The sequence below is a fragment of the Brevundimonas aurantiaca genome, from assembly GCF_904830995.1.
Lineage (GTDB): Bacteria > Pseudomonadota > Alphaproteobacteria > Caulobacterales > Caulobacteraceae > Brevundimonas > Brevundimonas aurantiaca.
Window position 1 is genome coordinate 1,379,468 of sequence record NZ_CAJGVD010000001.1, and the last position, 26,514, is coordinate 1,405,981.

The 26,514-nt window shown below is 67.4% G+C and carries 23 protein-coding genes; 9 read left to right on the forward strand and 14 right to left on the reverse strand.

Features of this window, described 5'->3' with window-relative positions; genetic code table 11:
* The first annotated feature begins 270 nt into the window (after positions 1-270).
* Positions 271-1,443, forward strand: coding sequence for a cell wall hydrolase (locus JMT67_RS06900; protein WP_233455823.1), 1,173 nt, complete (start codon positions 271-273; stop codon positions 1,441-1,443).
* A 13-nt stretch (positions 1,444-1,456) separates the two neighbouring features.
* Here the strand turns inward: JMT67_RS06900 and JMT67_RS06905 are convergent, their stop codons facing one another.
* From JMT67_RS06905 to JMT67_RS06940, 8 genes are all read right to left on the reverse strand, one after another.
* Positions 1,457-1,651 carry a hypothetical protein gene (locus JMT67_RS06905; protein WP_201463051.1) on the reverse strand — a complete coding sequence of 65 codons (195 nt, stop codon included), beginning with the start codon at positions 1,649-1,651 and terminating at the stop codon, positions 1,457-1,459.
* Positions 1,652-1,712: 61 nt separating this feature from the next.
* Positions 1,713-2,597, reverse strand: coding sequence for a carboxylating nicotinate-nucleotide diphosphorylase (gene nadC / locus JMT67_RS06910; protein WP_407645720.1), 885 nt, complete (start codon positions 2,595-2,597; stop codon positions 1,713-1,715).
* An 8-nt stretch (positions 2,598-2,605) separates the two neighbouring features.
* Positions 2,606-4,117 carry an L-aspartate oxidase gene (locus JMT67_RS06915; RefSeq protein ID WP_201463052.1) on the reverse strand — a complete coding sequence of 504 codons (1,512 nt, stop codon included), beginning with the start codon at positions 4,115-4,117 and terminating at the stop codon, positions 2,606-2,608.
* Positions 4,114-4,974 (reverse strand): metalloprotease, encoded by an 861-nt coding sequence (locus JMT67_RS06920; protein ID WP_054766547.1) that lies wholly within the window; start codon positions 4,972-4,974, stop codon positions 4,114-4,116. Before JMT67_RS06920 ends, JMT67_RS06915 begins: the two co-directional genes overlap by 4 nt.
* 56 nt (positions 4,975-5,030) lie before the next feature.
* Positions 5,031-6,110: a quinolinate synthase NadA gene (gene nadA / locus JMT67_RS06925; protein ID WP_201463053.1), complete on the reverse strand. Its 1,080-nt coding sequence runs from the start codon at positions 6,108-6,110 to the stop codon at positions 5,031-5,033.
* 85 nt (positions 6,111-6,195) lie between these two features.
* Positions 6,196-6,405 (reverse strand): helix-turn-helix transcriptional regulator, encoded by a 210-nt coding sequence (locus JMT67_RS06930; protein WP_201463054.1) that lies wholly within the window; start codon positions 6,403-6,405, stop codon positions 6,196-6,198.
* Positions 6,398-7,045, reverse strand: a complete 648-nt coding sequence (locus JMT67_RS06935) for a hypothetical protein (protein ID WP_233455824.1) — start codon at positions 7,043-7,045, stop codon at positions 6,398-6,400. The genes JMT67_RS06930 and JMT67_RS06935 overlap by 8 nt, the downstream gene beginning before the upstream one ends.
* Before the next feature lie 55 nt (positions 7,046-7,100).
* A complete protein-coding gene (locus JMT67_RS06940; RefSeq protein WP_201463056.1) occupies positions 7,101-7,700 on the reverse strand; it encodes a hypothetical protein in 600 nt (199 codons plus the stop codon).
* Between the two features lie 376 nt (positions 7,701-8,076).
* On the opposite strand from JMT67_RS06940, the gene ilvA reads away from it, so the two are divergent.
* Positions 8,077-9,591 carry a threonine ammonia-lyase, biosynthetic gene (gene ilvA, locus JMT67_RS06945; protein ID WP_183215028.1) on the forward strand — a complete coding sequence of 505 codons (1,515 nt, stop codon included), beginning with the start codon at positions 8,077-8,079 and terminating at the stop codon, positions 9,589-9,591.
* Between the two features lie 22 nt (positions 9,592-9,613).
* Positions 9,614-10,312 (forward strand): LamG domain-containing protein, encoded by a 699-nt coding sequence (locus JMT67_RS06950; protein WP_183215029.1) that lies wholly within the window; start codon positions 9,614-9,616, stop codon positions 10,310-10,312.
* On the opposite strand, the gene JMT67_RS06955 is transcribed toward JMT67_RS06950, so the two are convergent.
* Both JMT67_RS06955 and JMT67_RS06960 read right to left on the reverse strand, forming a co-directional pair.
* The gene (locus JMT67_RS06955; protein WP_201463057.1) at positions 10,299-10,838 is read right to left on the reverse strand and encodes a methylated-DNA--[protein]-cysteine S-methyltransferase; all 540 of its coding nucleotides are present in this window, start codon (positions 10,836-10,838) and stop codon (positions 10,299-10,301) included. The genes JMT67_RS06950 and JMT67_RS06955 overlap by 14 nt on opposite strands.
* On the reverse strand, positions 10,831-11,913 hold the full coding sequence (locus tag JMT67_RS06960) for a bifunctional transcriptional activator/DNA repair enzyme AdaA (protein ID WP_201463058.1): 1,083 nt from the start codon (positions 11,911-11,913) through the stop codon (positions 10,831-10,833). The genes JMT67_RS06955 and JMT67_RS06960 overlap by 8 nt, the downstream gene beginning before the upstream one ends.
* Positions 11,914-12,075: 162 nt before the next feature.
* Here JMT67_RS06960 and JMT67_RS06965 point away from each other — a divergent pair, with 162 nt between their 5' ends.
* On the forward strand, positions 12,076-12,387 hold the full coding sequence (locus tag JMT67_RS06965) for a hypothetical protein (RefSeq protein WP_054766553.1): 312 nt from the start codon (positions 12,076-12,078) through the stop codon (positions 12,385-12,387).
* Positions 12,388-12,431: 44 nt separating this feature from the next.
* Here JMT67_RS06965 and JMT67_RS06970 read toward each other — a convergent pair whose 3' ends face one another.
* The 3 genes from JMT67_RS06970 to JMT67_RS06980 form a co-directional block, all read right to left on the reverse strand.
* Positions 12,432-14,207 carry an SLC13 family permease gene (locus JMT67_RS06970; protein ID WP_201463059.1) on the reverse strand — a complete coding sequence of 592 codons (1,776 nt, stop codon included), beginning with the start codon at positions 14,205-14,207 and terminating at the stop codon, positions 12,432-12,434.
* Positions 14,208-14,273: 66 nt separating this feature from the next.
* Complete coding sequence (locus JMT67_RS06975) at positions 14,274-15,380, reverse strand: HAAS signaling domain-containing protein (protein ID WP_201463060.1); 1,107 nt, start codon at positions 15,378-15,380, stop codon at positions 14,274-14,276.
* Positions 15,381-15,406: 26 nt separating this feature from the next.
* On the reverse strand, positions 15,407-15,739 hold the full coding sequence (locus JMT67_RS06980) for a PadR family transcriptional regulator (protein WP_201463061.1): 333 nt from the start codon (positions 15,737-15,739) through the stop codon (positions 15,407-15,409).
* Between the two features lie 140 nt (positions 15,740-15,879).
* On the opposite strand from JMT67_RS06980, the gene JMT67_RS06985 reads away from it, so the two are divergent.
* The 4 genes from JMT67_RS06985 (at position 15,880) to JMT67_RS07000 (ending at position 20,734) form a co-directional block, all read left to right on the forward strand.
* On the forward strand, positions 15,880-18,990 hold the full coding sequence (locus tag JMT67_RS06985) for a type ISP restriction/modification enzyme (RefSeq protein ID WP_201463062.1): 3,111 nt from the start codon (positions 15,880-15,882) through the stop codon (positions 18,988-18,990).
* A 103-nt stretch (positions 18,991-19,093) separates the two neighbouring features.
* Positions 19,094-19,378: a hypothetical protein gene (locus JMT67_RS06990; protein WP_201463063.1), complete on the forward strand. Its 285-nt coding sequence runs from the start codon at positions 19,094-19,096 to the stop codon at positions 19,376-19,378.
* Between the two features lie 67 nt (positions 19,379-19,445).
* Positions 19,446-19,679 carry a hypothetical protein gene (locus tag JMT67_RS06995; RefSeq protein WP_201463064.1) on the forward strand — a complete coding sequence of 78 codons (234 nt, stop codon included), beginning with the start codon at positions 19,446-19,448 and terminating at the stop codon, positions 19,677-19,679.
* Between the two features lie 14 nt (positions 19,680-19,693).
* Positions 19,694-20,734, forward strand: coding sequence for a restriction endonuclease (locus tag JMT67_RS07000; protein WP_201463065.1), 1,041 nt, complete (start codon positions 19,694-19,696; stop codon positions 20,732-20,734).
* Positions 20,735-20,804: 70 nt separating this feature from the next.
* Here the strand turns inward: JMT67_RS07000 and JMT67_RS07005 are convergent, their stop codons facing one another.
* Entirely contained in the window at positions 20,805-23,726 is a 2,922-nt protein-coding gene (locus JMT67_RS07005; RefSeq protein ID WP_233455825.1) for a TonB-dependent receptor domain-containing protein, read from the reverse strand.
* A 372-nt stretch (positions 23,727-24,098) separates the two neighbouring features.
* Here JMT67_RS07005 and uvrB point away from each other — a divergent pair, with 372 nt between their 5' ends.
* Complete coding sequence (uvrB, locus tag JMT67_RS07010; protein ID WP_201463067.1) at positions 24,099-26,456, forward strand: excinuclease ABC subunit UvrB; 2,358 nt, start codon at positions 24,099-24,101, stop codon at positions 26,454-26,456.
* The last annotated feature ends 58 nt before the right edge of the window (positions 26,457-26,514 follow it).

Consider the following 26,514-nt stretch of genomic DNA (forward strand, 5'->3'; position numbering starts at 1 on the left):
TTCGCTCTATCCACTGTCGCAATCTGGCCCATATTGTCATGCCGTCGGGGCTACATCGTAAAAATACCTAATCCTTTCGTCGCCTTAACCAGCCGCTTGCGAATCAGCCACATTCAGGTCACAAACTTCGCTATATAGGCCCGTCCTCGACGCACGGGCTGTATGTGCCGCGCGCCGAATGCCGGCTGGGCCGGCGACCGTTTCGGGTCGCCCCGCCGGCGAGACTACCCGGGGGCAGCGTTTCTCGCCCTGCTGAACAGGATGAACTCGTTGTCGCATTCCTCGCAGACGCGCGGCCCCGCCCGCACCGATCATGTGGCGAAGATCAAGCCCGTGACGGCGGCTGCGGCCTTTGGCTGTCTGGTGGGACTGGCGATCGGCGGCGCCTATCTGGGCGGGACCATGGCGCGCAATGCGACGCTGCGGGCCCAGGCCGAACGGATCCAGGGCGCCACCGCCGCCGGCTTCACCGAAGAAGCCCTGTCCGCCGCCGCCGGCGGTCTGGACGCCAGCGCCCTGTCGATCGCTCGTCGGCACGACCCCTACACCAGCGCCGGCGCCGCCGAGCGCGATCGCCAGGCCGAGCTTCTGGCGGCCCGTCTGGATCAGTTGGACGCCAACCGCGATCCCAAGCTGCGCCACGCCAATCTCTCCACCCCCGTCGGCGCCAAGCCCTTCCGCCTGGATCACGCCTTGGACGCCAGCCGCGACCTCGATTGCCTGACCCAGGTCGTCTATTATGAAGCGCGGGGCGAGGGCCGCGACGGCATGCGGGCCGTGGCCCAGGTCGTCCTGAACCGCGTCCGCCACCCCGCCTTCCCCAAGAGCATCTGCGCCGTCGTCTATCAGGGCGCCGCGCGCCGCACCGGCTGCCAGTTCTCCTTCACCTGCAACGGCGTGATGCGCGGCCGGATCAACCAGGCCGCCTGGAACCGAGCGCGCGGCATCGCCTCCTCGGCCCTGTCCGGATCGGTCTATGCAGGCGTCGGCAACGCCACCCATTTCCACACCACCGGCGTGTCGCCCGACTGGCGCAACACCCTGATCCGGGTGAACCAGGTGGGCAGCCATCTCTTCTATCGGTTCGGCGGTCGCGCCGGCTCAGGCGGGGCCTTCACCTACGCCGCCCGTCCGTCTCAGGCCGACGATCAGCCCCGTCTGATCCAGGCGGGTCTCAATCCTGTCGAAGCGGCCCGCCAGGCCGGACAGGCCGTGGCCTATTCCCTGATCCTGGCCCAGGAGGGCGGCGCCGAGCCCCAGGCTGCGCCGACGACGAACGCCCGCCCCGCCGCCAAGCCTGCGGAAGCGGCCGTCGCCACCCAGACGTCCGGCCAGGCTTCCACCCCGCCCGCCGCCCGGCCCACGGCCGCCTCGGCGCCGCGCGGCGCGGCGCCCCGGGCTGAGGCCAGGACGGAAACGGCGGACGCCTCCAACCCCGTCTGATCGCAAAGGTGCTTCAGTCCGGGCCGAAAGGCCCCCGTGTCGTCCGGTTCTGATCGAATTCGCCGAACCGACGGCCGGGCTTGTCCGGGCTTGAGGTCTGCTCCCGCCCGACGCCGATCATGCTCAGCCGGTCGTAGCCGACGCTGAGCGGTTGAGCGGGCGCCCGCCGCACCCGCAGGGCCTGGGGCGTCTGGGGCGTCTGGGACATCGGTCGCTCCTCGCGCGGTTCATCGTATGAACGTCGCGCGCGGCGGGCTGTTCCCCTGGCTTCACAGGGCGTCCAGGCCGATGTCCAGCACGGGCGCCGAATGGGTCAGGGCCCCGACCGAGATCACATCGACCCCGGTCTCCGCGATCGCCCGCACCGTCGTCAAATCCACCCCGCCGGACGCCTCCAGCCGGATGCGCCCCCCGGTCCAGGCCACCGCCCGCCTCAGGTCCGCCAGGCTGAAATTGTCCAGCATGATCACGTCCGGCGCCAGGTCGTCACTGATCAGGGCCAGGACTTCGCTCAGCTGATCCAGCCCATCCACCTCGACCTCCACCTTCATCAGGTGAGGGGCGAAGGTCTTGGCCCGCCGCACGGCCTCGCCCACCCCGCCGCAGACGGCGACGTGGTTGTCCTTGATCAGGATGGCGTCATCCAGGCCGAACCGGTGGTTCACCCCGCCGCCGCAGGCCACCGCATGTTTCTCCAGCGCCCGCAGACCCGGCGTCGTCTTGCGGGTGTCGGCGATCCGCGCCCTGGTCCCGGCGACCGCCTGAACATAGGCCCGCGTCAGGGTCGCCACCCCGCTCAGCCGTCCGACCAGGTTCAGGGCCGTCCGCTCGGCGGACAGGAAGGCGCGCGCGTCGGCCTCGACCACCGCCAGCACGGCCCCCGTCTCGAACGCCGCCCCGTCGGCCAGCCGAAGCTCAACGTCGGCCGTCGGGTCCATCGCCTGCACGGCCAGCCGCACGGCCTGAATCCCGGCCAGAACGCCGGCCTTGCGCGCCGTGAAGGCCGCCTTCATGCGCGCCCCTGGGGGAATACAGGCCAGGGCCGTGACGTCGCCCGCCCGCCCCAGGTCTTCCGCCAGGGCCATCCGCACCACCGGTTCGATCAGGACCTCCGGCAGGGATCGGTTCAGGGCCATGTCTCGGGAGGTCTCCATAGAGGCTGTCATTCCGCCGCCAGGGCGAGGTCTCCGGCCAGTCTGATCCGCGTATGAGCAGCGTTCGCGGCCTTCTGCGGATAATCCGCGCGGTAATGGCCACCCCGGCTCTCATGCCGATCCAGCGCCGCCTGGGCGATCAGCCGCGCCGCCAGAAGACAGGCCGCCGGCCCGTGCCGGGCCTCCAGCCGGTCGATCAGGGCGATCAGGGCCGTCAGACCGGCCTCGTCACGCACCACCCCGGCCTGGGCCGTCATCGCCGTCCTCAGCTCGGCCAGGGCCGCCTCGGGCAGATCGGGCGCCAGGGGCGTCGCGACCGGCCGTCCGCCCCCCGTCTCGCCCGACGCGACCCGCCCGGCCCGCCGTCCGAAGGCTGCGGCCTCAAGCAGGGAGTTGGACGCCAGACGATTGGCGCCGTGCACCCCCGTCGCCGCGCATTCGCCGACGGCGTACAGGCCCGGAACCGTCGTGCGACCTTCGGCGTCGGCGGCGACCCCGCCCATGTGATAGTGGCAGGCCGCCATCACCGGAATGGGGCTGACGCGCGGGTCCAGCCCGGCGCGCATGCATGCGGCGAAGACGGCCGGAAACTCGTGCGGAAAGCCCTCTCCCACAGCCGTGCGCGCATCCAGAAAGGCGCCCCGGCCTGCGGTCCGCGCGGCATGGACGGCCCGGGCCACCACGTCGCGGGGCTTCAGATCGGCGTCGGCCTCTTCGCCCAACAGGAAGGCGCCCGCGCCGTCGATCAGCCGCGCCCCCTCGCCGCGCAAGGCTTCGGTCGCCAGGGGCGCGGGGTCCAGGCCGACGTCAATGGCCGTGGGGTGAAACTGCACGAACTCGGGGTCCAGAATCTCCGCCCCCGCCCGCGCCGCCAGGGCCATGCCCTCGCCTTTCAAGGCGGCGGGGGTGGTGGTGGCGGCGAACAGCCCCCCGGCGCCCCCGGTCGCCAGAACCACGGCCGAGGCCGTAACCTCGACCAGCCGTTCGCCGCGGGCGGCGACCGCCCCGACCACCCGGCCGGTCTCATCCTGCATCAGCCCCTTCAGCCGGGCGTCTTCCCAGACCTCGATCCGGGCCTCGGCCCGCACGGCTGCGACAACGGCCGACAGAATGGCGCGTCCGGCGCCGTCGCCGCCGACCCGCGCCACGCGCGCCACGGAATGGGCCGCCTCCAGACTGACGACGAAGCTGCCGTCCCCATACCGGTCGAACGGCGCCCCCAGGGCCGCCAGCCATTCAACGGTTTCGCGCCCGGCCTCGGTCAAGGCCTGGGCCGCGCCTGGATCGACCAGACCCGCCCCGGCCGCCTCGGTGTCGCGAGCGTGCAGCTCGGCCGAGTCCACAGCCGTCAGGGCCGCCGCCATCCCGCCTTGAGCCCAGGCGGACGAACAGCCGCTCAGCAGCGGCTCCGGCGTCAGGACCAGAACCCTCGCCCCAGCCTGCGCGGCCTCCAGCGCGGCCGACAGCCCCGCCAGTCCGGCGCCGAAGATCACCGGCCCCTCATGTCGCACGCGGCTCATCGTCCGATCCCCAGATAGTTCAGGCCCAGCCGAACGGCGCCGGCCGGATCACCCTCGGTCACGGGCATCAGGGCGCCGACCGCCGCCGCCGCGCAGAGGGCCAGGGTCAGCAGATAAAGCCCCAGGCTCCTGCCCGCCTCGGGCCAGCTCAGCGTGCCCCACGCCGCGCGCCAGACGCCGCGCTTCAGATGGCTGAACACCGACAGGGCCAGGAAGGCGGCCAGGATGAACCGGCCCGTGGAAAGACCCCACCACACCACGGCCACGCCGATGACCAGCAGGACGATCTGCTCAAGCCGCGGATGAACCCGCGTCAGCACCGGCCCCAGAGCCTTGGACCCGTCCAGCGGCGGAGCGGGAACCAGGTTCACCAAGTTCAGCATGGCGATGAAGAAGGCGCCAGCCAACCATTCCCCCTGGCCCGTCGCCATCCCGACGGCGACGAAGGGGATCATGGCCAGAAGACCGAAGGCCGGCCCGGCCAGCGAAACCAGCACTCCGTCCCACTCGCTTCGAGGCGCGCGCCGTCCCTTGGCCAGTCCGCCCAGGAAGGGGATGATGTAGATGCGCGCCGGACCCATGCCGAGCCGGTTCATCGCCAGGGCGTGCCCCGCCTCATGCACGAACAGGCCGATCAGCACCGCCCCCGCCACGACGACGCTGCCGGTTATCCACCACAGGAAGCCCGCCATCAGGGCCGTGGACAGCACGGCCCAGACCAGGCTCTGATCCTTCTCGACCGGTTCTTCGGCCACCGCCTCGGTCTGGGCCGGCCGCGCGCCCGCCGCTTCGGGCTTGATGTCCCACGGCCCCAGGGGACGGTCGGGCGCGGGGGCGGGTGTGTCTGTCTTGCTCATGGCGTCCAGATGGGCGCGGCGCCCTGTCCCGACGAGGGGACCGATCGCCGCGTCGCTCAGATCAGCTCCACATCGACGTGATGCCGCGCCTTGACGATGTCGTAGCGGGCCGGGATCGCCGGCGGCGGCAGGTCGATCATCCGCTGCACCGCCATCCGCCCGCGTTCGATCATCGCCTCGGGCACGGTCACTTCGAACTGCATGTTCAGCAGGCAGTCGTGGATGTTCTGAAGCGTGATCCGCTTCATGTGCGGGCACAGGTTGCAGGGACCCACGAACTCCACGCTCGGCACGTCGCCCTTGATGTTGGAGGCCATCGAACATTCGGTGATCAGCACCACCCGCTTGGGTCGCCGTTGTTCGACATAGTCGGTCATGGCCGCCGTCGATCCGGCGAAGTCGGACGCCGCCAGTATCTCTTCCGGGCATTCGGGGTGGGCCAGAACCTCGGCGTCGGGCCAGGCGTCGCGCATGTCGGCGATGTCCTGGGCGGTGAAGCGCTTGTGCACCTCGCAGTGCCCCTTCCAGGCGATGATCCCCACCGTCGTCTGGGCCGCCACATTGCGCGCCAGGAATTCGTCGGGGATCAGGATGACCCGGTCCACGCCCCATTCCTTGGCCGCCCATTCCACCACCTGAACGGCGTTGGCGGATGTGCAGCAGATGTCGGTCTCGGCCTTCACCTCGGCCGTGGTGTTCACATAGGTGATGACCGGCAGGCCCGGATAGCGCTGCTTGATCAGCCGCACGTCCGCCCCCGTGATCGACGAGGCCAGCGAACATCCCGCCCGCAGATCGGGGATCAGCACGGTCTTCTCCGGGCTCAGGATCTTCGAGGTCTCGGCCATGAAGTGCACGCCGGCCTGAACGATCACCTTGGCGTCCGACCGGGCGGCCTCCTTGGCCAGGCCCAGGCTGTCGCCGACATAGTCGCCGACCCCGTGGAAGATCTCGGGCGTCATATAGTTGTGAGCCAGGATCACGGCGTCGCGCTCGCGCTTCAGCCGGTTGATCTCGCTGATCAGCCGCGCCTGTTCGGGCCACTCCAGCGGCGTGACGTGGTCCTTGACCTTCGCCCACACCCCGGCGGTCTCCCGCTCCAGTTCCTGCGTCAGACCAAAGGCGCCGTCGGCCATGATCCTCTCCCATCGACCCTTATGCTCAAAGTTAGCATAAGCAGAACCAATGTAGGCCGATGGGGGACGGGCGCAAGCGGATTGTTCAGTCGATCAGCTCGAACAGATCGCCCAGCGGGACATCCAAAGCCTTGGCCAGGGTCAGGGCCACCACGACCGACGGGGTGAAGACTCGGTTTTCAATCGTGTTCACCGTCTTGCGCGACAGCCCGGCCCGGTCCGCCAGCTCCTGCTGCGTCAGACCGGCGGCCGTCCGCACCTCCTTCAACCGCACGGCCAGCCGAGGCTCAGCCACGCGACGCCTGCCGGTCCAGCCACCAGTAACGCAGCGCGGCGGTCATCGCCGCGACCTCGAAAACAGCGGGCATCCCCGCGACCGTCAGGGGCGGCTGAAAAAGACCGGCGACATAGAGGACAGCCACGGACGCCAGCGAGACCCGGAACGACCAAGCCGTCGCGCTTCGGCGGAAATGGATCATCAGTTCGTCTGCCGCCTTGGGCAGGGCCCCGGCGCGCCTTTGCCACACCTTGCCCCCCAACATCACGCTCATGACGGTCAAAGGCATCGCCAGGGATGCCAACGCCCGCTTCCAGTCCTCCATGTCACCCCCGCCGGACGCGATCCGCCAGGCCGCATCCACTCCGAAGGCCGTACAAAGCAGACCGAGCGCCGCCAAAAAGACCATGCCCAAGGCCTCGGCGCTTTGAGCTTGGTCCTTGTCCAGTCCGCCCTTCACGGCCTCGCGATCCGCTTCGAGCCGCCCCCCGAGATCGACAGCCAGAACCACCGTCAGACCCAGAACAGCCAGACCGAACCCGAACGCCGCCATCGACAACAGCGCGGAGCCCTTCAGTTGCGCCGCCACGATCATCAATCCGAAGGCGGCTAGGGCTAGCGCGCCCAGCAGGAAGCCTTCGCGCTTCATACGCTTCAACCGCGCCCGCGCCCGCGTTCTCGACAGAGCGATCCGCTCCGCATTCCCGTCCGCCTCACCCACGGTCGGCCTCACGGTCTAGAAGATAATAGCGCAACACCGCCGCCGTGCCGGTCAGGTAAAGGAGGGCCGGCAAGGCCGCGACCGCCGCAGCCGGTCGCCAAAGCCCCAGTGCAAAAACACCGACCATCCCAACGGCGGCGACACCCAGGGCCGTAGCCAGCGCCCTGTGTCGGAATGACAGCGTCAGTTCGTCGTCCAGCAGTCGTTTCATCCGCTTGTCGCGCCGATTGTCCAGACCGGCCACCATCAGCAGCATGAGGCCGCCGATCATGGGCCCCATCACGACCATTAGATCATCCACGCCCCCCGGCGCGCCCGACGCCAAGCCCCAACCGGCCTTGACCGACAGGAAGGTCAGATAGGCGCCGGTGATCGGCATGACGGCCATGGAATGCGCCCGCTGCCGTTGGACCTTGTCGCGATAGGCGGAGCCGGTCTGTAGCTTGTAGGTGTCAGCATTCGGCAGGAAACGCCGCGCGAAGAAGGCGCTCGCAATGATGGCGGCGACGCCCGCCGCCATCGTCACGCCGCCGATTAGACGCCCCTTCTCGGGGTTCGCCGGCCACTCCTCCATGACCAGAAGGCCGGTCACCAGCAGGGCCAGTCCAACTCCGCCCAGGCCTGCGCAGATCGCGAGACGCTGTGTGCGCCTCCGCTCTCGCGCCCGTACCTCACGTCTTTCCTGATCGTCCATCATGGCCCCGCGTCACCTACAGGCGACATATAACCCATGGGTTACTCGGCGCGTCAAGCGGCCCGGTCGCTCGCCTCCGACGCAAGCCTTCTGCGTGCTTCGGCCGCCTGACGTCCGCGATGCCGGGGCGCCGCCGGGCTATTTCAACACCTCGCCACCTGGTCTTGCGCCGATAACCGTCGCCGCAGACGGCAAGAACCGTTCCCAAACCCGGCAGGTTCGCCTAGACAACGGCCGACTTCATTCCGCAGAAGACCGACTTCCCGACATTTCCATGCAAGACACCATCCGCCGCATCCTCACCGCCCGCGTCTATGACGTGGCGGAGGAAACGCCCCTCGATCCGCTGCGTCGCCTGTCGGCGCGGCTCGCGCGGCCGGTGCTGCTGAAGCGCGAAGATCTGCAGCCGGTGTTTTCGTTCAAGATCCGCGGCGCCTACAACAAGATCGCCGGCCTGTCCCAGGCGGAACTGTCAAAGGGTGTGATCTGCGCCTCGGCCGGCAATCACGCGCAAGGGGTGGCCCTGGCCGCCGCCCGCCGCAACATCCCCTCGACCATCGTCATGCCGACGACCACCCCCGGCATCAAGGTGGCCGCCGTGCGCGCCCTGGGCGGCGAAGTGGTCCTGCACGGCGACAGTTTCGACGAGGCCTATGCTCACGCCCGCCATTTGGAGAGCCGGACCGGCGCCGCCTTCATCCACCCCTTCGACGACCCCGACGTCATCGCCGGCCAGGGCACGGTGGGGCTGGAGATCGCCCGTCAGCACGCCGACCCCATAGAGGCCGTCTTCGTCCCCATCGGCGGCGGCGGTCTGGCCGCGGGCGTCGCCGCTATCGTCAAATTCCTGCGTCCCGAAACCCGCGTCATCGGCGTCGAGCCCGTCGACGCCCCCACGATGAAGGCCGCCGTCGACGCCGGCGAGGTCGTGACCCTGAACGAGGTCGGCCTGTTCGCCGACGGGGTGGCCGTGCGCCGCGCCGGGGCCGAGACCTTCCGCCTGTGCAGGGATCTGCTGGACGAAATCGTCCTGGTGGACACCGACGCCATCTGCGCCGCCATCAAGGACATCTTCGACGACAGCCGCGCCGTCGCCGAACCCTCGGGCGCCGTGGCGCTTGCGGGGCTCAAGGCCTGGGCCGCCGCCCATTCCGGATCGGGCGCCCTGATCGCCGTCAACTCCGGCGCCAATGTCAATTTCGACCGGCTGCGCCATGTCGCGGAGCGGGCCGAGATCGGCGAGGGCGCCGAGGCCCTGCTGGCCGTGGCCATGAAGGACGACCGCGACGACTACCGCCGTTTCCTCGACAGTCTGGACGGCCGCTCGGTCACCGAGTTCAACTACCGCTGGTCCGGCGACGGCCAGGCCCAGATCTTCGTCGGCGTGGCCCTGCGCAACGGTCCGCACGAGCGCGACGACCTGATCGCTCGGCTCCGCGCCGGCGGCTATGCGGTCGAGGACATGAGCGACAACGAGACCGCCAAGCTGCACGTCCGCTATATGGTCGGCGGCCGCACCGTCGGCCTGCCCCACGAACGCATCCTGCGCTTCCAATTCCCCGAGCGGCCGGGCGCTTTCCTACGCTTCCTGAACAGCCTCCAGCCCGCCTGGGCCCTGACCCTGTTCCACTATCGCAACCACGGCGACGACGTCGGCCGGGTCCTGGCGGGAATCAGCGTCCCGCCCGAAGAACAGACCCAACTGGCCGCCGCCCTCGCCGACCTGGGCTACCCCTACGTCGACGAAACCACCAACCCCGCCTGCCGCCTCTTCCTTGACGGGACTTGACCCAGAGGGGAAGACGGTCGCCATGTCTGATCCCGCCCCTCCCCATCGCCGCGCCGTCCTGTCGGGTGCGGGCGCCCTGGCCCTCAGCGGCTGCGCCACCCTGTCGGGGGCGCCGGCCCGGCAGACGGTCTGGACCTTCGACCGGCTGGCCGACATCGGCGGCGAGCGGACGACGGTGGAGGGTGCGCCGGCCCTGATCGACAGCCCCTATGGCCGGGCTGTACGGTTCGACGGCGTGGACGACGCCTTGTTCATCGACAGCCATCCGCTGGCCGGAGCCGAGACCTTCACCTTCGAGGCCCTGTTCCGTCCCGACGGCGGCGCCTTCGAACAGCGGTGGTTCCACCTGGCGGAAGAGGCGCCGGCGGGCCAGCCCCCGTCCCAGACCCGCTTCCTGTTCGAAATCCGCGTCGTGCGCGACCGCTGGTACCTGGACGCCTTCACCCGCGGCCCCGGCTACAACCACACCCTGATCTTCCCGGAGCGGCTGTACCCCTGCGGACAGTGGTTCCATGTGGCCCAGACCTTCGACGGAACGATGTACCGGTCCTATGTCGACGGCGTTTTGCAGGGCGAACATCCGATCGCCTTCAAGCCCCAGGGTCCGGGACAGGCCTCCGTCGGCTGCCGGATCAATCGGCTGAACTATTTCAACGGCGCGGTGCGTCAGGCCCGCTTCACCCCCGCCGCCTTGGCGCCGGACCGGTTCACGCGACGCTGAACCGATCGGCGCCCCGCTCATGCGCCAGAAGCCAGCGTTTGCGCTCCACCCCGCCGGCGTAGCCGGTCAGGGCGCCGTTCGCGCCGATCACCCGGTGGCACGGCACGATGATCGCCACCGGATTGGCGCCGTTGGCCAGCCCCACGGCCCGCGCCGCCCTGGGCGATCCAACCGCCGCCGCCAGCCGGCCATAGGTCCAGGTCTCGCCCGCCGGAATGGTGCGCAGCGCCGCCCAGACCGATCTTTGGAAGGCCCCGCCGCCGGTCCGCACCTCCAATCCCTCAAAGGCGCTCAGCTCGCCGGCGAACCGGGCGTCGGCCGCCCGCCGCACCCCCTCCGCTCGTCCCGTCCTCAGGGCGACCGGCCCGTAGTGGCGGTGCAGCAGCCGCCGCATCCGGTCTTCATAGTCGTGAAAGTCCAGGGCCCGCACCGCCCCGTCCGCGTCCGTCACCACCAGAATCTCGCCCAGAGGCGAGGCGAACCGATCCAGCGTCAGGTCCGAGGCCGCCGTCGCGGGTTCAGTCATGGCTCATCTCCTTGATCATGTTCCAATACAGGGCCCCATAGGCGCGCCACGGCCGCCACCGCTCGGCCCGCGCCGTCAGGGCGGCGTCGACGCCGGTCAGCCGGTCGCTGGGCGCGTCCTCTCCGTCGTCGATCCAGTCGCCGACGGGACGCAGACCCGGCCGCGCGGCCAGGACCGGCGCCAGTTCGGGGTCAGCGGACAGGTCGCGCGTGATCGCCTCCGGATCGGCCGCCAGGTCGAACACGCGCCGCACCCGCGCCAGGACGCCGGGCAGGGCCTTCAACTCGTCGATGCGGGCCTCGACCACAGCCTTGCCGAGCGCGCCGGAGCGCACCGTCACTGCGCCCTCGGTCCCATCCACCGACTTGCGCAGCCGCCGCGTCCAGGCGCCGTCCGCCGTGGTTTCGTCGGCCGCCCCACGGGCCGCCAAGGCCGCCGACACGAAGTCCCAGTCATAGGGCGGGCGATAGGCCAGGTTCAGGGTCACGCGCCCGCCGCCCTCCTCCGCCGCCCTGCGCCGCCGCAGGGCCGAGGGCGGGCGCCCGTACAGGGCCTGGAAGGTTTCATTGAACCGGCGCACGCTGCCGAAGCCCGACGCCATCGCCACCTCGGCCATGGTCAGTTCGGTCTCATGGATCAGCTGTTTGGCCAGAAGCACTCGCCGGGTCTGGGCCACGCTGACGGGGGCGGCGCCCAGATGCTGGCGAAACAGTCGCCGCAGGTGCCGCTCCCCCACCCCCAGCCGCTCGGCCAGGGCCTCGGCGTCCCCGTCGTCCAGCGCGCCCGCCTCGATCAGGGCCAGGGCGCGGCTGACGGTGTTGGACGTGCCGCGCCAGGCGCCCATCTCCGGCGCCGTCTCGGGCCGACAGCGCAGACAGGCGCGAAACCCCGCCGCCTCGGCCGAGGCCGCAGTCGGGTGGAACACCACATTCTCTCGCCGCGGCGTCCGCGCCGGACAGACCGGCCGACAGTAGATGCCGGTCGAGGTGACCCCCGTGAAGAACCGCCCGTCGAACCGGGCGTCGCGCGCGCTCAGCGCCCGCCAGCAGGCTTCCGCATCCAGGGTCTGTTCCATCGGCGCAGAATGGGCGTTTCAGCCGCACCTGTCTCGCGGTTTTCGGCCATGGATGAGCGTGAGAATTCCATCCGAGAACGGGGGTTTCGCTGAGACCCCATGCGACATAACCTCTCACCTGCGCACGCAGAGGCGCAGTTATAAAACAATGGGAGTCACGCCTTGGTTCGCCTACCTTTTTCCACGCTCGCCGTCCTGGGGGCCGGCGCCGTCCTCGTCGCCTTCACCGCCGCCGCCCAGGACAGGGTCAGCCCGGAACCCGCCGCCTCCGGCCGCGCCCTGCCGGTCGGCGCCTATCGTGAGACCTGCCGGGGGATCACTCTGAACGGCGATCGGCTGCGCGCCCGCTGCATCGCCAAGAACGGTCAGTCCGTTTCGTCGACCCTCAGCGTCCGCAGCTGCCGGGGCGCGGCGATCCGCAATGACGACGGCCGCCTGGCCTGCACGCCGGCTTCGGCCCCCCGCTCGGCCTGACTGCGGAGGAGGCGACCGGCCGGACCGGTCGCCTTTCTGCGGACCTACATAGGCCAGAACAGCAGAATGGCCGGCGGACCGATGATCAGCACCAGCAGGCTGAGCGGCGCCCCCAGCTTGGGATAGTCCGAGAACTTGTAGCCGCCCGGCCCCATGACCAGGGTGTTGCACTGGTGTCCGATGGGGGTCAGGAAGTCGCACGCCGCCCCCACGGCCACGGCCATCAGGAAGGGATCGGGGCGATAGCCCAGCTGCTGGGCAAGGGTCGCGGCGATCGGCGCCACCACCAGAACCGTCGCGGCGTTGTTCAGGAAGGGCGTCACCGCCATGGCCGCAAACATCATTCCCGCCACCGCGATCACGGGCGGAATGCCCTGGAACACCGACCGCAGTCCGCCGGCGATCAGATCGGCTCCGCCCGTCTGCTGGATCGCGTCCGAGACGGGGATTAGGGCGGCGATCAGCACCAGCAGCGGTCCGTCCAGCGCCGCATAGGCTTCGCGCATCTTCAGACCGCCCAGGGCCACGATGATCACCGCCGCGCCGAAGAAGGCGATGGAGACCGGGATCAGGCCGAAGCCCACCATCACCATCGCCGCCGTCAGGACCAGGGCGGGCAGGAATTTTCGCCTCTGTCCGCCCAGGCGCATCTCCCGTTCGGCCAACGGCAGCAGGCCCAGGTCCGCCAGTTTTCCGGGCAGGCCCGATTCCGACCCCTGGAGCAAGAGGACGTCTCCGGCCTGGAGCTTGGCCGTCCGCAGATGCTGGGTCAGCTCATAGCCGCTGCGCGACACGCCCAGCAGATTCAGCCCGTGCTGACCATACAGATCCAGCGACCGCACCGACTGCCCCACCAGCTTAGAATCCGCCCCGATCACGGCCTCGGCCAGACTGACCTCGTCCTTGGCCTCCTCCAGCAACACCGGCCGGTCGCCGCGCACCAGCTTCAGCTTGGCGGCGTCGATGAACCCCTCCAGCGCCTCCTGATCGCCCTTGATCAACAGGGTGTCGCCGGGGCGGACGATGGTGTTGCCGCGCGGGCGCGTCTTGCGCTTGCCGTCGCGGATCAGGGCCATGACCTGGATGTCGTCCACAGCGAGGGCCTTCAGAGCGTTGATCGGTCGCGGCTCCATCAGCCAATCCTCGGGAACGCGGGCCTCGGTCAGATAGGCGTTGGCCGACAGGGCCGCCGACAGGCCGATGGTCCCGGTCCGGTCCTTGGGCAGCAGCCTGTAGCCGAAGGCCAGAAACACCAGGGCCGCCGCCGTCAGGATCAGGCCGACGGGCGCATAGTCGAACATGCGAAACGGCTCGCCGGTCATGGTCTCGCGCACCTCGGCGACCAGGATGTTGGGGGCGGTGCCCACCAGGGTGACCATTCCCCCCGCCATGGCGCCGAAGGCCATGGGCATCAGCAGGCGCGACTGTTTGGTCCCGGTGCGTCGGCTGACCTGCAACGCCACCGGCATCATGATGGCCAGGGCGCCGACGTTCTTGGTGACCATGGACAGCAGGGTCACGGCCGCCGTCAGCACCGGCGCCTGAGACCGTTCGGTCTTCAGATACGGCATGATCCGCTTCAGGGCCATTTCGACGATGCCCGACTTGGCGAAGGCGGCCGAGACCACCAGGGCGCAGGCGATGATCACCGTGACGTCGTTGGAAAAGCCTTCGAAGGCCGCGTCCGCCGGAATGACCCCGATCGCCAGCCCCGCGACCAAGGCCGCCAAGGCGACCAGATCATAGCGGAACCTTCCCCAGATGAAGGCTGCGACCGTCAGCCCCACCAGGCCGAAGGCCAAACCCTGTTGTAACGTCACGCTTAAGCCCCGACCCGGCCGCCCGTCGCCGCCGTTTCAACTGCAACGGCGAAGGCGGCCGGAGGTTCAACACCGTCCGACGATCATCCGCCCCACGCCGCGCAGGACGCGCCAGACCTCGCCGACGAAGGCCCAGACCACGATGATCATCAACAGGGCGGCCAGTTCGCCGCCATGGTCCCCGGTCCGGTCGAACAGGCTCCGCACCCGGTCGAAGAAATCGGTCACCGTCCCGACCCAGATCACCGGGCTCAGCGGCGACCAGAACCACAGCCACAACAGGCCCCAGGCCGCCGCCGCCCCAAAGCTGATGTCGCTCACGGCCGTCAGCCGCGCATTGCCGCCCGAGGCCGCTCGCATCAGGTCGAACACCACCCGCGCCGCAGCGAACAGGGTCACGGGCCAATAGGCGGCGTCGATGATCTGGACCAGGATGCGGCCGTAATCGACCCCGTCCAGACTGCCGGCCAGGTCTTCCGGCCGGATCGAGGCCATGGGCAACAGGCCGGTCCACCACAGCAGCAGAACCGCCCAGGCGATGGCGCTGGCGACGGCCTTGGCGGCGGGCGACATCTCGGCGCTCTTGCGCACCGCCGGCCCCGGCTTGGCCGCCCGGGCCGCGTCGCGACCGCGCGCCAGCCGCTCGCGCCAGGTCTCGGCGTCCAGGTCGCCGCCCAGTTCGAACAGGCCCAGATCCTTGACCCGCCATTTGGCGATGAAGTCCGGCTTCTTCTCCTGCCGCTCCAGCACGAAGCCGATCAGGGTGACGACCCCGATCACCGTCACCGCCCCGCTGAACAGGGCGCCGAAACTCTGACCTATGGCCTGGCCCAGATAGATGTCCCCGACCAGCACCCGCACCGCCAGACCGATCAGGGTGACGCAGCCCATCACCACCAGGGCCGTCTTCACCGCGAACAGCCACCAGGGATACAGCTCCGGCCCGATCAGCGACTGGGGCCCCGACCGATAGCGCGCCGCCACCGTCAGCGGATGGCCCACCTCGCGCAGCAGGGCCTCGACCTCGTCGTCGCCGGGCGCCCGGCCCAGTCGCGCCTCCAGCGCCTCGATCCGGCCCATGATCTCGTCGCGCAGCTCGGCGACGATGTCGTCGCGCGTCGCCTTGGGCAGCTGGGCCGCCACCGCCTTCAGATACCGTTCGACCAGGTCCATCCCGCTCTCTCCCTCAATCCCCATGATCACAACATCGTCTCCAGCGAGGCCGACAGGCCCCGCCATTCGGCCGCCAGCCGCGCCAGCAGGACCTCGCCCCGCGCCGACAGGCGGTAGAAGCGCTTCTTGCGCCGCTCCTCCTCGCGCCATTCGCTGTCCAGCAGCCCCTGCCCCTCCAGCCGGCGCAGCAGCGGATAGAGGGTGCTCTCCTCCATCTCGACGCCCGCCGCATTCAGGGCGACCCGCAGCGAATAGCCGTATTGCTCCGTCCTCAGACTGGCCAACACCGCCAGGATCAAAGACCCCCGCCGCAGCTCCAGCCGCAGACTCTCGAACAGCAGTTCCTCATCCTGACTCACCCGCCGATCTCCATGCGTCACATAGTGTGTTACACACAGTGTATGCGACATACTGTGTGAGGGAGTCAAGGCCGTCTGATACGCGCCTTGGCAGGCGCAGTCCGCACGCCTACAGTCACGCCAAGGTTGCGGGGCACGATGTGACGCTGAATTTCGACGACTATCTGAAGGCCCTGGCCGCGACGCCGATCGACGCCAAGACCGAGCACACCGATCGCGGGGCGCTGGAACGGCTGCTGAAAGAAGCCGCCGCTGACGCCGACACACGGCTCCATGTCCGCCACGAGCCACGCGGCGACAAGGACGGCGGCGGCCGCCCCGACTTTATGGTCAAGCGCGACGCCCGCGTGGTCGGTTATGTCGAGAACAAGCAGATCGACGACAGCCTGGACAAGCTGATCCGCTCGGATCAGGTAAAAAAATACCAGAAGCTGTCCGAAAACCTTCTGCTCACCGACTATCTGGAATTCGTCTGGCTGAAGAAGGGGCAGGACCCACAGCGCGCCCGCCTCGCCCACTCCACCGACCTGTCGGCCAAAAAGCTGGCGCTGAAGCCTGAGGCGGTCGATCAGGTCGCCAAACTTCTGCGCGCCTTCTTCTCGACCGCGCCCCAGAACATCGGCCGGGGCCAGACGCTGGCGGTGGAACTGGCGACCCGCGCCGCCCTGCTGCGCGACTTCCTGACCGAGGAACTGGTTCGCCAGCAGAAAGACAATGACCTCGGAAAGCTGCACGGTCTCTACGCCGCTTTCAGAGACCAGATCTTCCACGACCTGGACATCAAGGCCTTCGCCGACGCCTTCGCCCAGATGCTGGCCTACGGACTGTTCCTGGCGCGTCTGAACGCAGGCGCGGGTGTCGAGGTCACGCTGGACAATGTCCGCAAATTCATCCCCGGCAGCTTCAGCCTGATCCGCGAACTGGTCCGCTTCCTGGAAGAGATGGACGAGCCGGAATACAAACCCAGCCGCTGGGTCGTGGACGAAATCCTGTCCATCGTGAACGGCATCGACCTCGCCGCCATCCACAACGACCTGTCGTTTCGGGCGCGCAAGGCCGTCAGCCGCAAGGTCAAGGCCGGAGACGAGGAGGAGCATCGCCTCTTCGAGAAGGACCCCTTCATCTACTTCTACGAGGACTTTCTGAAGGCCTACGACCCGGCGATGCGCAAAGGGCGCGGCGTCTATTACACCCCGCCGCCGGTGGTGAACTTCATCGTCCGCGCCATCGACGACATCCTGAAGGACACCTTCGGCATCACGGACGGCCTGGCGGACCACAAGCGGGTCACGGTGCTGGACTTCGCCACCGGCACGGGCACCTTCCTGCTGGAGGTGTTCGAGCGCATCTTCGAAACCATCGGCGGGCCTGAATCAGGGCGGGCGGACGGCATCGTCCGCGAACATCTGACGAAGAACATCTACGGCTTCGAATATCTGATCGCCCCCTACACCATCGCCCACCTGAAGCTGTCGCAATACCTGCGCGACAAGGGTCATCCGATGGTCGCGTCCGAGCGTGAGCGGCTCAAGCTGCCACCGATGGACAAAGACGCCAGGCTCCAAGTCTTCCTGACCAACACGCTGGAGCCGGTGGAGCCGCAGGGCAATCTGCTGATGCCCGCCCTTGCAGAGGAGGTGAAGGGGGCTCAGGCGGTCAAGGACAAGCCGATACTAGTGATCACGGGGAACCCGCCGTATTCGGCCGCTTCGAAGAATAAGGGCGAGTGGATCACCGCCGCCATCGAAGCTTACAAGCAGGTGGACGGGAAGCATTTCGGTGAGCGCAAACACTGGCTCCACGATGACTATGTCAAGTTCATCCGCTTTGCACAGATGAAGATGGACGCTGTTGACGAGGGTGTGGTCGGGATCATCACCAACCATTCCTGGCTGGACAACCCGACCTTCCGCGGGATGCGCCAATCGCTGATGATGAGCTTCGATCAGATTTACGTTCTCGACCTTCACGGCAATGCTAAGAAGAAAGAGAAGTCACCCGATGGGTCTAAGGACGACAACGTGTTCGATATCGAACAGGGCGTCGCAATCAGCATATTCGTTAAACGACCTGGGCTCGAGCGCGGCGTTTGGCGGGGCGACATTTACGGCCGGAGGCTCCAGAAATACAATATTTTGGCCGACGCTACGCTCGCCACCAAGGAACTCGGACCCATTAAGCCAGCGTCTCCGTTCTATCTGTTTGAAGACAGCGTGGCTGGACGAGCGACTTATGAACAACTGCCTCTGTTAGCTGACATATTCCAAAAGGGCGTATCTGGAATCGTCACTGCCCGTGACCATCTCGCCATGGATTTCACGGAGGGGGAACTGAAGGCCAAAGTCCAGGAATTCGCCGATGGCGAAATGCGCCTTGGCATTACACCAACCCGCAGCTGGTCGCCGGAAGCTGCAAGAGCTGCGCTGCTTGAAAAACCCGACTGGAAAGACAGCATCCGTCGAACTGGGTTCCATCCCTTCGACGAGCGCCTGATGGTCTATGACCGTCGGCTTGTGGATTGGGGACGCTGGGACTTCATGCCGGAGATCAATCCCAGCAACATCGCATTGACCACAACCCGCATGACGAAGGATTCGGGATCGATTTTTTGCACGGAAATGCCGATAGGGCACAAGTTTTCGTCGGTCTATGATCTGTCTTACGCATATCCTTTGAGGCTCCGCAGTAGATCAGAGGAAAACCTCTCCCCCGCCTTCCGAGACTTCATCGACGACCGCTACGGCCAGCACTACGATCCCGAGCAGGTCCTCGGCTACATCTACGCCGTGCTGCACGCCCCGACCTATCGGACGCGCTATGCGGAGTTCCTGCGCATCGACTTCCCGCGCATCCCCTTCGCCGAGACGCCCGAACAGTTCGAGGCCCTGTCGGTCCTCGGCTGGGCGCTGATTCAGACCCATCTGTTGAAGACCGTCCCGCGCTCCAAACCGCGTCTGGGCGACTATACGGGCAAGGGCGATCACATGGTCGAGGCCGTGCGGTATTCGCCCGAGGAGCAGACCGTCTGGATCAATAAGACCCAGGGCTTCGCCAACCTGCCCCAGGCCGTCTGGGACTTTCACATCGGCGGCTATCAGGTGATCGACAAATATCTGAAGAGCCGCAAGGGCCGCGTCCTGAACCTGGACGAACAGACCCACGTCGGAAACATCGCCGAGGCCTTGCAATTCACCATCGCCCAGATGGGCCGGATCGACGCCGAGTATCTGAAGGCGTTCCCGCCTCAGTGACCGCTCTCCCGCCGCGAGAGAACGGGGGATAAATCCCCGGCTCCGCTCGCGCCCAGCGGCGGCCCGCGCGATACTGAGTGCGAATCGTACCGAAAGCCCGCCCATGCCCTCCGCACAGGCCGAACTGTTTCCCTCGCCCCAACCCGACCTCTTCGGCGACCCCGCCCCGGCGGCGCCCGCCTATGTCGTGCCCTATCCCATTGCGGTGAACACCCTGCGGCGGACGCTGGAGATGTTGCAGGCGGCCGAGGTCTGGCCCTGGGATGCGGACATGAAGGCGGCGCGGATGGAGCGCAACGTGCCCAAGATGCTGGCCGTCCTGCCCCCGGACGAGGCTGCGGACTGGCGCCGCCGGATCGAGGCCGAGGCCGCGCGGCTCGACGCCTGACCGCCCGCAACCCGCGCGGCCCTGCGGCGCTATGGCGAGACCGTCCGTCCCGCGCTAAGTTCCGTTCATGAACCGTTCTTCGACGCCGAAGCCCGCTGCGGCCAAGCCGTCCATGTCCCTGATCCACGCCGTGCTTCAGGCGGCGAACCGCCCGATGGACGCCGCCGCCGTGTCGCGCGCCTTCAAGGGCGGCGGCAAGCGGATCGAACAGCGGGTGGTGCAGGCCCTGTCCACCCTGGTCCGCTACGGCTGGATCAACGCCCTGCCCGGTGGAACCTACGCCGCGCGCCGCGCGGCTTGACGGAGACCTGATCAATGTCTCGACTATGGATGGTGCGGCTCGGCAAGTTCGGCGAACAGGAGGCCCACGCCCTGGAAACCGGGGAACTGGTCACGGGATGGGAGCTGCCGGACCTGACGCCTGCCAACACGCGCGAGGCGGTGCTGTCCATCCTGCACCAGGCCCTGCCGGACGAACAGCCGGGCACGTTGCGCAACTGGGCCGCTCAGCTGAACCAGTTGAAGAACGTCGCCGTTGCAGGCGATCTGGTGGTGACGCCCTTGAAGACCACCGGTCGTCTGGCCGTCGGCAGGCTTCAGCCCGGCTATATCCACACCGAGGCCGGGGCGCCCGCCCGTCGTGTGGAATGGCTGCGCACGGATCTGCCGCGCGACGCTCTGAAACAGGATCTGCTCTATAGTCTCGGCGCGTCGCAGACGGTGTGCGAGATCAGCCGTAACGAAGCGCTGGCGCGCCTGCTCGCCGCCGTCGAGACCGGCGTGGACCCCGGCGCAGCCGCCCTGCCCTCAACCAAGCCGTCATCGACGCCGGAAACCGGGGCGGAGGAAGCCGCCGAAACGTCCGATATCGCGGACCTGGCCGAGTTGGCGCGCGACCAGATCGAGCGGCGCATATCCAGCCAGTTCGCAGGCCACGCCTTCACGCGCTTGATCGCCGCGCTTTTAGGAACTCAGGGATATCAAGTCGAGGTGTCGCCACCCGGGCCGGATCGAGGCATCGACATCGTCGCAGGCCAGGGCGCCCTCGGCCTGAGCGGCCCCAAGCTTGTCGTTCAAGTCAAGTCCGGCGGCATAGTGGTGGACCAGCCGACGCTTCAAGGACTGATCGGCTGCATCCATGACGTTCATGCCGATCATGGCCTTTTGGTCAGTTGGTCCGGCTTTAGCCCGCCAGTACGAAAACGTGTGAATGAGCTGTACTTCCGAGTGCGGCTTTGGGACCGCAAACAGATCGTTGACGCCCTGCTGACCCATTACGATGACCTTCCAGCCGACATACGCGCCGAACTGCCGCTGCGACGCATCTGGACCCTGGTTCCTGACATGACGGTATAATCGCCTTCGATCGCAAAAAGGGGCGGCGGACCGAAGTCCGCCGCCCCGTTCTTGTCGCGCTGACGTCGCCTTAGAAGGACTTGGTCAGGTTCACGAAGGCCGTGCGGCCCAGGTAGTCGTAGCCCGAGTACAGCGGGGCGTTGCCGACCCGGTTGTACACGCCCGCCGAGATGGTCGGGGGGTTTTCGTTGAACAGGTTGCGAACGCCCAGGGTGGCGGTCCAGCCGTCGGCCGAATACTGGACCGAGGCGTTGTGCAGCCAGTAGTCGTCCACCGCGAGGTCGTAGTCCGAGGTGACCGGATCTTCCTCATAGTAGGCGTAGCTGTCGGTGCCCTGGATCCATTCGACGCCATAGCGGACGCGCCATTGATCCCAAGCGTAGGAGACGTCGGCGGTGCCGGTGAACTCCGGATTGTTGACCATGCCGGTGTAGTCGACCAGCGGGTCTTCCTCGAACAGCTTGTTGGAGATCTCCGTGTACTGGGTGATCGCCAGGTTCAGCAGGGCCGTGCCGGGACCGACGTCCTTGCGATAGCGGACCGTATAGTCCAGCCCCTTCACATTGTCGGTGGCCAGGTTCACGTAGCTGTCCGAGACCGTCAGGCTGTTGTCCGCCGGATCACGCGACACCAGGCGGCAGAAGCCGGCGTCGGCGGCGAAGTCTTCCGGGTTGGAGTCGTAGCAGCGGGTCAGGATTTCGCCTGCGCCGGTGCGCGACACGCCGTTCTCGACCTCGATCTCATAGTAGTCGACGGCGAAGGCCAGGTCGCCCCAGCTTGAAGGCATCGGAGGACGCACAACCAGACCCAGGGTCATGTTGGTCGAGGTCTCGGCCGACAGGCCGGCCTCAGCGCCCCCTGCGGTGATCACCCGGACGCTGTTGGTGGACTGGAAGTCGCCGGCCAGGCCTTCGGACGCGCAGTTGGCGACGCGGTTGGGGTTCACGCCCGGCGCGCCGTAGTCGTTGCAGCGGTCGATCGAGTTCGACTGGAAGCCGCTGGTGGCGCCGACGAACTGTTCGAACAGGGCCGGGGCCCGGTAGGAGGTGCCGTAGGTGCCGCGAACCGTGATCCAGTCGATCGGACGATAGACCAGGCCGACCTTGTAGGTCGTGTCGTCGCCGTAGGAGTCATAGTCGGTGTAACGGGCCGAACCGTTCAGGGTCAGCTCGCGAACGCCAGGCAGATCGACCAGCAGCGGGGCCTCGATCTCGCCGAAGACTTCCTTCACCGAATCCGAACCGCGGGTGATGGCCGAGGTCGAATAGTTGTAGGTGTTGCCCAGCTGGCTATCCAGGCCCGGGGTGTCGTCGATCTCGGACTCACGCCATTCGGCGCCGAAGAAGCCCATGACGCGGCCGGCGGGCAGGCTGAACAGCGGACCGTCGATGCCGATGCTGGCGACCTTCTCGATGAACTCGGTCGTGCCGGTCACCGGACGGAAGACATAGTCCTTCCAGTCCTGCGGCAGGACGCCGCCGATGGTCTGGGTCGTCAGGGCCGGAGCCGCGACACAGCCGGGGTTCGACGCCAGGGTGGCGCACTGGAAGCCGCCCGCGCCGTCGCTGACCACGTCCAGCGAAGCGATCAGATTGTCGGTCAGGAACTGTTCGCTGGTGTAGGTCGACTTGGACCGCGAATAGCTGACATAGGCGTCATAGCGCCATTCAGGCACGAAGAAGTCGCCCTTGATCCCGGCGACGTAGCGGCCGAAATCGACCTCCTGTTCGGAGTGATCGTTGCCGTAGCCGATGAAGGCGCGCACGCCGACGTCTTGGCCCTGGTTCAGCCCTTGGTCGCCAAAGGCGACGCTGCCCTGCAGATTGGCGGGGATCAGGGGGCTGCCGACGGCGTAGTCCAGCGCCAGCTGGCGGTAACCGGTTTGCGACGACTTGCGCTGATTGAACAGGGCCTCGCCGTAGATTTCAGCATTGCCCAGGGCGTTCAACTGATAGCCGGCTTCGCCGTACAGGGTGGTGATCTCGACCGGCGAGATCAGCGACTCGTTCAGCATCCGGTCTTCGAAGGTGTCGCGGACGTTCAGGTCGTTGCCCGGGCCGCCCACGCCTTCAAAGCCGACCAGACCGGTCGTGACGGCCGAGTTCGGACGCCAGCGGTTGAAGGTCGTGCCGGTCGCGCCCGGCGCCGCGACGCCGGTCGTGGCGCCCGTGGCGATCGTGTTGATCGTCACGCCGTTCGAGCCGGTCGTGGTGACCGGATAGCATTTCGACTGGCCGGTCAGCGGGTCGATATAGTCCTGACCGTTCCGGAAACCGTCGGTCTGGCAACGGGTGAACTCGCGGTCGCGCAGGGTCAGTTCGTCGCGCTCGTAGCGCTCGATCGAACCGGCGGCGCGCCAGCGATCGCCACGAACGCCTGCGGTCAGCGACAGACGGGTCGAACCGCCCGCGCCATTGGCCTCCAGCGGCTCGTTGCGCTGTCCTTCAAAGACCAGGCCTTCGAAGTTCTGGCGGGTCTGGATATTGACCACCCCGGCGACGGCGTCGGAGCCGTAGACCGAAGAGGCGCCGTCGCGCAGGACTTCGACCCGGTCGATCATGGCGGTCGGCAGGACGTTCAGGTCAGCCGCGCCGACCGAACCGCGCGAACCGGCCGGCGAAACGCGACGGCCGTTCAGCAGCACCAGAGTCCGGCTCGGGCTCATGCCGCGCAGGCCGATGGTGTTGGCGCCGGGGCCGCCGTCGGTGACATAGCCGCCGTAGGCGTTGTTGATTTGGGACGTGCCGCCGGTGACGGCGGTGCTTTGCAGCGCCTCAGTGGTCGAGGCGAAGCCCTGCAGGGTCGCCTCTTCGCGTGTCACCACCTGGGTCGGCGAGGGCGCATTGTAGTTGTCGCGCCGGATGCGCGAGCCGATGACGACGATGTCCTCGACCTGGGCGGAGCCGTCCTGGGCCGCCGTTCCGTCCTGAACCACGGCGGCGTCCTGGGCCAAGGCGCCGGAAGCGGCCAAGACCGAGATAGAAGCGGCCAATCCCCCGACAATCGTCGAAGAAAGAAGAGTGTTTTTACGAGTACGCATACGCCCCATTCACAAACAGTATTGATACACTACTTAGATCGGTAGCCGGGTAACAAAGGTATATATCACCGATACATCAAATGTATCAGTTCTGTGACTCTGTTAGGGATCAGGAATACGGGCCGCAACCAAAAAGTCGCACAAACGTACGATTAGCGACGAAAAACCGCAAAACAGCAGCCACGTCGCGGCATATCGAAGCATGTTCTTTTCGCGTAGTGACGTTTTGTCGCCATTTTTTGGCCCGCATGCGCCACATTCCGGGCGCTACAGGCGCTCTTCGGCTCTCTGGCGCCCTTGAAGTCGCCGCACTAAGTTCTGTTCATGAACCGTTCTTCGACGCCGAAGCCCGCTGCGGCCAAGCCCGCCAAGCCCGTCTCCGCAAAGCCCGTCCATGTGCCCGATCCCGGCGTGCGGGAGGCGGCGGCCGCCTTCATTCGCGACACCGGGAAAATGCCGATGTTCGCCCCGGTGACGGGTCCGCGCCTGACGCCGGAGGAGCCGGTCGCCGCCCCGGCCGACTGGGTGCCGCACCGCCCCTCGCGCGAAGGCGCCAAGAAGGGCGGGCGCTTTCGGCTGGAGACGAAATACACCCCCGCCGGCGATCAGCCCGCCGCCATCGCCGAACTGGTGGCCCAGGCCGAGGCGGGCGACCGGGATCAGGTGCTGCTGGGCGTCACCGGCTCGGGCAAGACCTTCACCATGGCCAAGGTCATCGAACAGACCCAGCGCCCGGCCCTGATCCTCGCCCCCAACAAGACCCTGGCGGCCCAGCTCTATTCCGAATTCAAGAGCTTCTTCCCGGACAATGCGGTCGAATATTTCGTCAGCTACTACGACTATTATCAGCCCGAAGCCTATGTCCCCCGCACCGACACCTATATTGAGAAGGACAGCTCGATAAACGAGCAGATCGACCGGATGCGCCACTCGGCGACGCGGGCGATCCTGGAGCGGGACGACGTCATCGTGGTCGCCTCCGTCTCCTGCATCTACGGCATAGGCTCGGTCGAGACCTATACGGCCATGACCTTCAGCCTGAAGGTCGGCGACCAGATCGACGAGGCCAAGCTGAGGGCCGATCTGATCGCGCTGCAGTACAAGCGCAACGACCTGAACTTCGAACGCGGCATGTTCAGGAAGCGCGGCGACGTGATCGAAATCTTCCCCGTCCACCTGGAGGACCGGGCCTGGCGCATCAGCCTGTTCGGCGACGAGCTGGAGGCGATCCAGGAGTTCGACCCCCTGACCGGCAAAAAGACCGCCGACCTGACCGAAATCACCGTCTACGCCGCCAGCCACTATGTGACGCCGCGCCCGACGCTGAACCAGGCCGTCAACGGCATCAAGGCCGAGCTGAAGGAGACGCTGGACTGGATGATCGAGAACGGCAAACTGCTGGAGGCCCAGCGGCTGGAGCAACGCACCCGTTTCGACCTGGAGATGATGGAGGCCACTGGCAGCTGCGCCGGCATCGAGAACTATTCCCGCTGGCTGACCGGCCGCGCCCCGGGCGAGCCCCCGCCCACCTTCTTCGAATACATCCCCGACAACGCCCTGCTGTTCGTGGACGAGAGCCACGTCACCATCGGCCAGATCAACGGCATGTTCCGCGGCGACTACCGCCGCAAGTCCACCCTGGCCGAATACGGCTTCCGCCTGCCCTCCTGCATCGACAACCGCCCGCTGAAGTTCGAGGAATGGGACGCCATGCGCCCCCAGACCATCCACGTCTCGGCCACCCCCGGCCCCTGGGAGATGGAGCGGGCCGGCGGCGTCTTCGTGGAGCAGGTCATCCGTCCCACCGGCCTGATCGACCCCCCGGTCGAGATCCGCCCGGTCTCCGGCGCCACCCGCAACCAGGTCGACGACGTCATCGACGAGGTCAAGGCCACCACCCGCGCCGGCTACCGCAGCCTGGTCACCACCCTGACCAAGAAGATGGCCGAGGACCTGACCGAATATATGCATGAACAGGGGATCCGCGTCCGCTACATGCACTCCGACGTCGACACGCTGGAGCGGATCGAGATCCTGCGCGACCTGCGTCTGGGCGCCTTCGACTGCCTGATCGGCATCAACCTGCTGCGCGAGGGGCTCGACATCCCCGAGTGCGGCCTGGTCGCCATCCTGGACGCGGACAAGGAGGGCTTCCTGCGCTCCGAGACCAGCCTGATCCAGACCATCGGCCGCGCCGCGCGCAACGTCGACGGCCGCGTCATCCTCTACGCCGACCGCATGACCGGCTCGATGGAGCGCGCCATCGCCGAGACCGACCGCCGCCGCGAACGCCAGATGGCCTACAACGCCGAACACGGCATCACGCCCGAAAGCGTCAAGCGCGACATCAAGGAAATCCTCGACAGCCCCTATGAGTCCCGCGAGATGGACCGCCTGACCCGCCCCGGCGTGGCCGAGGCCTCCAAACCCTTCGTCGGCTCCAACTTCCAGGCCGCGCTCAAGGACCTGGAAGGCCGCATGCGCGAGGCCGCCTCCAACCTGGAGTTCGAGGAAGCGGCCCGCCTGCGCGACGAGATCAAGCGCATGAAGCTGCTGGACCTGGAATTCGCCAACGAGGCCCTGACGGGGGCGGGCGAAGAAGTGGACAAGTCGGCGCCGAAGAAGTGGCGCAGGGAGGCGGCGGCGGAGAAGGCGGAGGCGTTTAGGAAGGGGCGGTTGTAGAGAAGCTGTCCCTTCTAACGGCGCACCACCCTGGGAAACCGGTGTTGTCCATCCGCAA

Bases quoted from the DNA above. Each gene is read 5' to 3' on its own strand.
- JMT67_RS06905 (WP_201463051.1), bottom strand. From the start codon at position 1,651: ATGTCCCAGACGCCCCAGACGCCCCAGGCCCTGCGGGTGCGGCGGGCG.
- JMT67_RS06920 (WP_054766547.1), bottom strand. From the start codon at position 4,974: ATGAGCAAGACAGACACACCCGCCCCCGCGCCCGACCGTCCCCTGGGG.
- ilvA (WP_183215028.1), top strand. From the start codon at position 8,077: ATGCAAGACACCATCCGCCGCATCCTCACCGCCCGCGTCTATGACGTG.
- JMT67_RS07000 (WP_201463065.1), top strand. From the start codon at position 19,694: ATGTCTCGACTATGGATGGTGCGGCTCGGCAAGTTCGGCGAACAGGAG.
- uvrB (WP_201463067.1), top strand. From the start codon at position 24,099: ATGAACCGTTCTTCGACGCCGAAGCCCGCTGCGGCCAAGCCCGCCAAG.
- JMT67_RS06995 (WP_201463064.1), top strand. From the start codon at position 19,446: ATGAACCGTTCTTCGACGCCGAAGCCCGCTGCGGCCAAGCCGTCCATG.
- JMT67_RS06955 (WP_201463057.1), bottom strand. From the start codon at position 10,838: ATGACTGAACCCGCGACGGCGGCCTCGGACCTGACGCTGGATCGGTTC.
- JMT67_RS06950 (WP_183215029.1), top strand. From the start codon at position 9,614: ATGTCTGATCCCGCCCCTCCCCATCGCCGCGCCGTCCTGTCGGGTGCG.
- JMT67_RS06915 (WP_201463052.1), bottom strand. From the start codon at position 4,117: ATGAGCCGCGTGCGACATGAGGGGCCGGTGATCTTCGGCGCCGGACTG.
- JMT67_RS06975 (WP_201463060.1), bottom strand. From the start codon at position 15,380: ATGGACCTGGTCGAACGGTATCTGAAGGCGGTGGCGGCCCAGCTGCCC.
- nadA (WP_201463053.1), bottom strand. From the start codon at position 6,110: ATGGCCGACGGCGCCTTTGGTCTGACGCAGGAACTGGAGCGGGAGACC.
- JMT67_RS06960 (WP_201463058.1), bottom strand. From the start codon at position 11,913: ATGGAACAGACCCTGGATGCGGAAGCCTGCTGGCGGGCGCTGAGCGCG.
- nadC (WP_407645720.1), bottom strand. From the start codon at position 2,597: ATGGAGACCTCCCGAGACATGGCCCTGAACCGATCCCTGCCGGAGGTC.
- JMT67_RS06990 (WP_201463063.1), top strand. From the start codon at position 19,094: ATGCCCTCCGCACAGGCCGAACTGTTTCCCTCGCCCCAACCCGACCTC.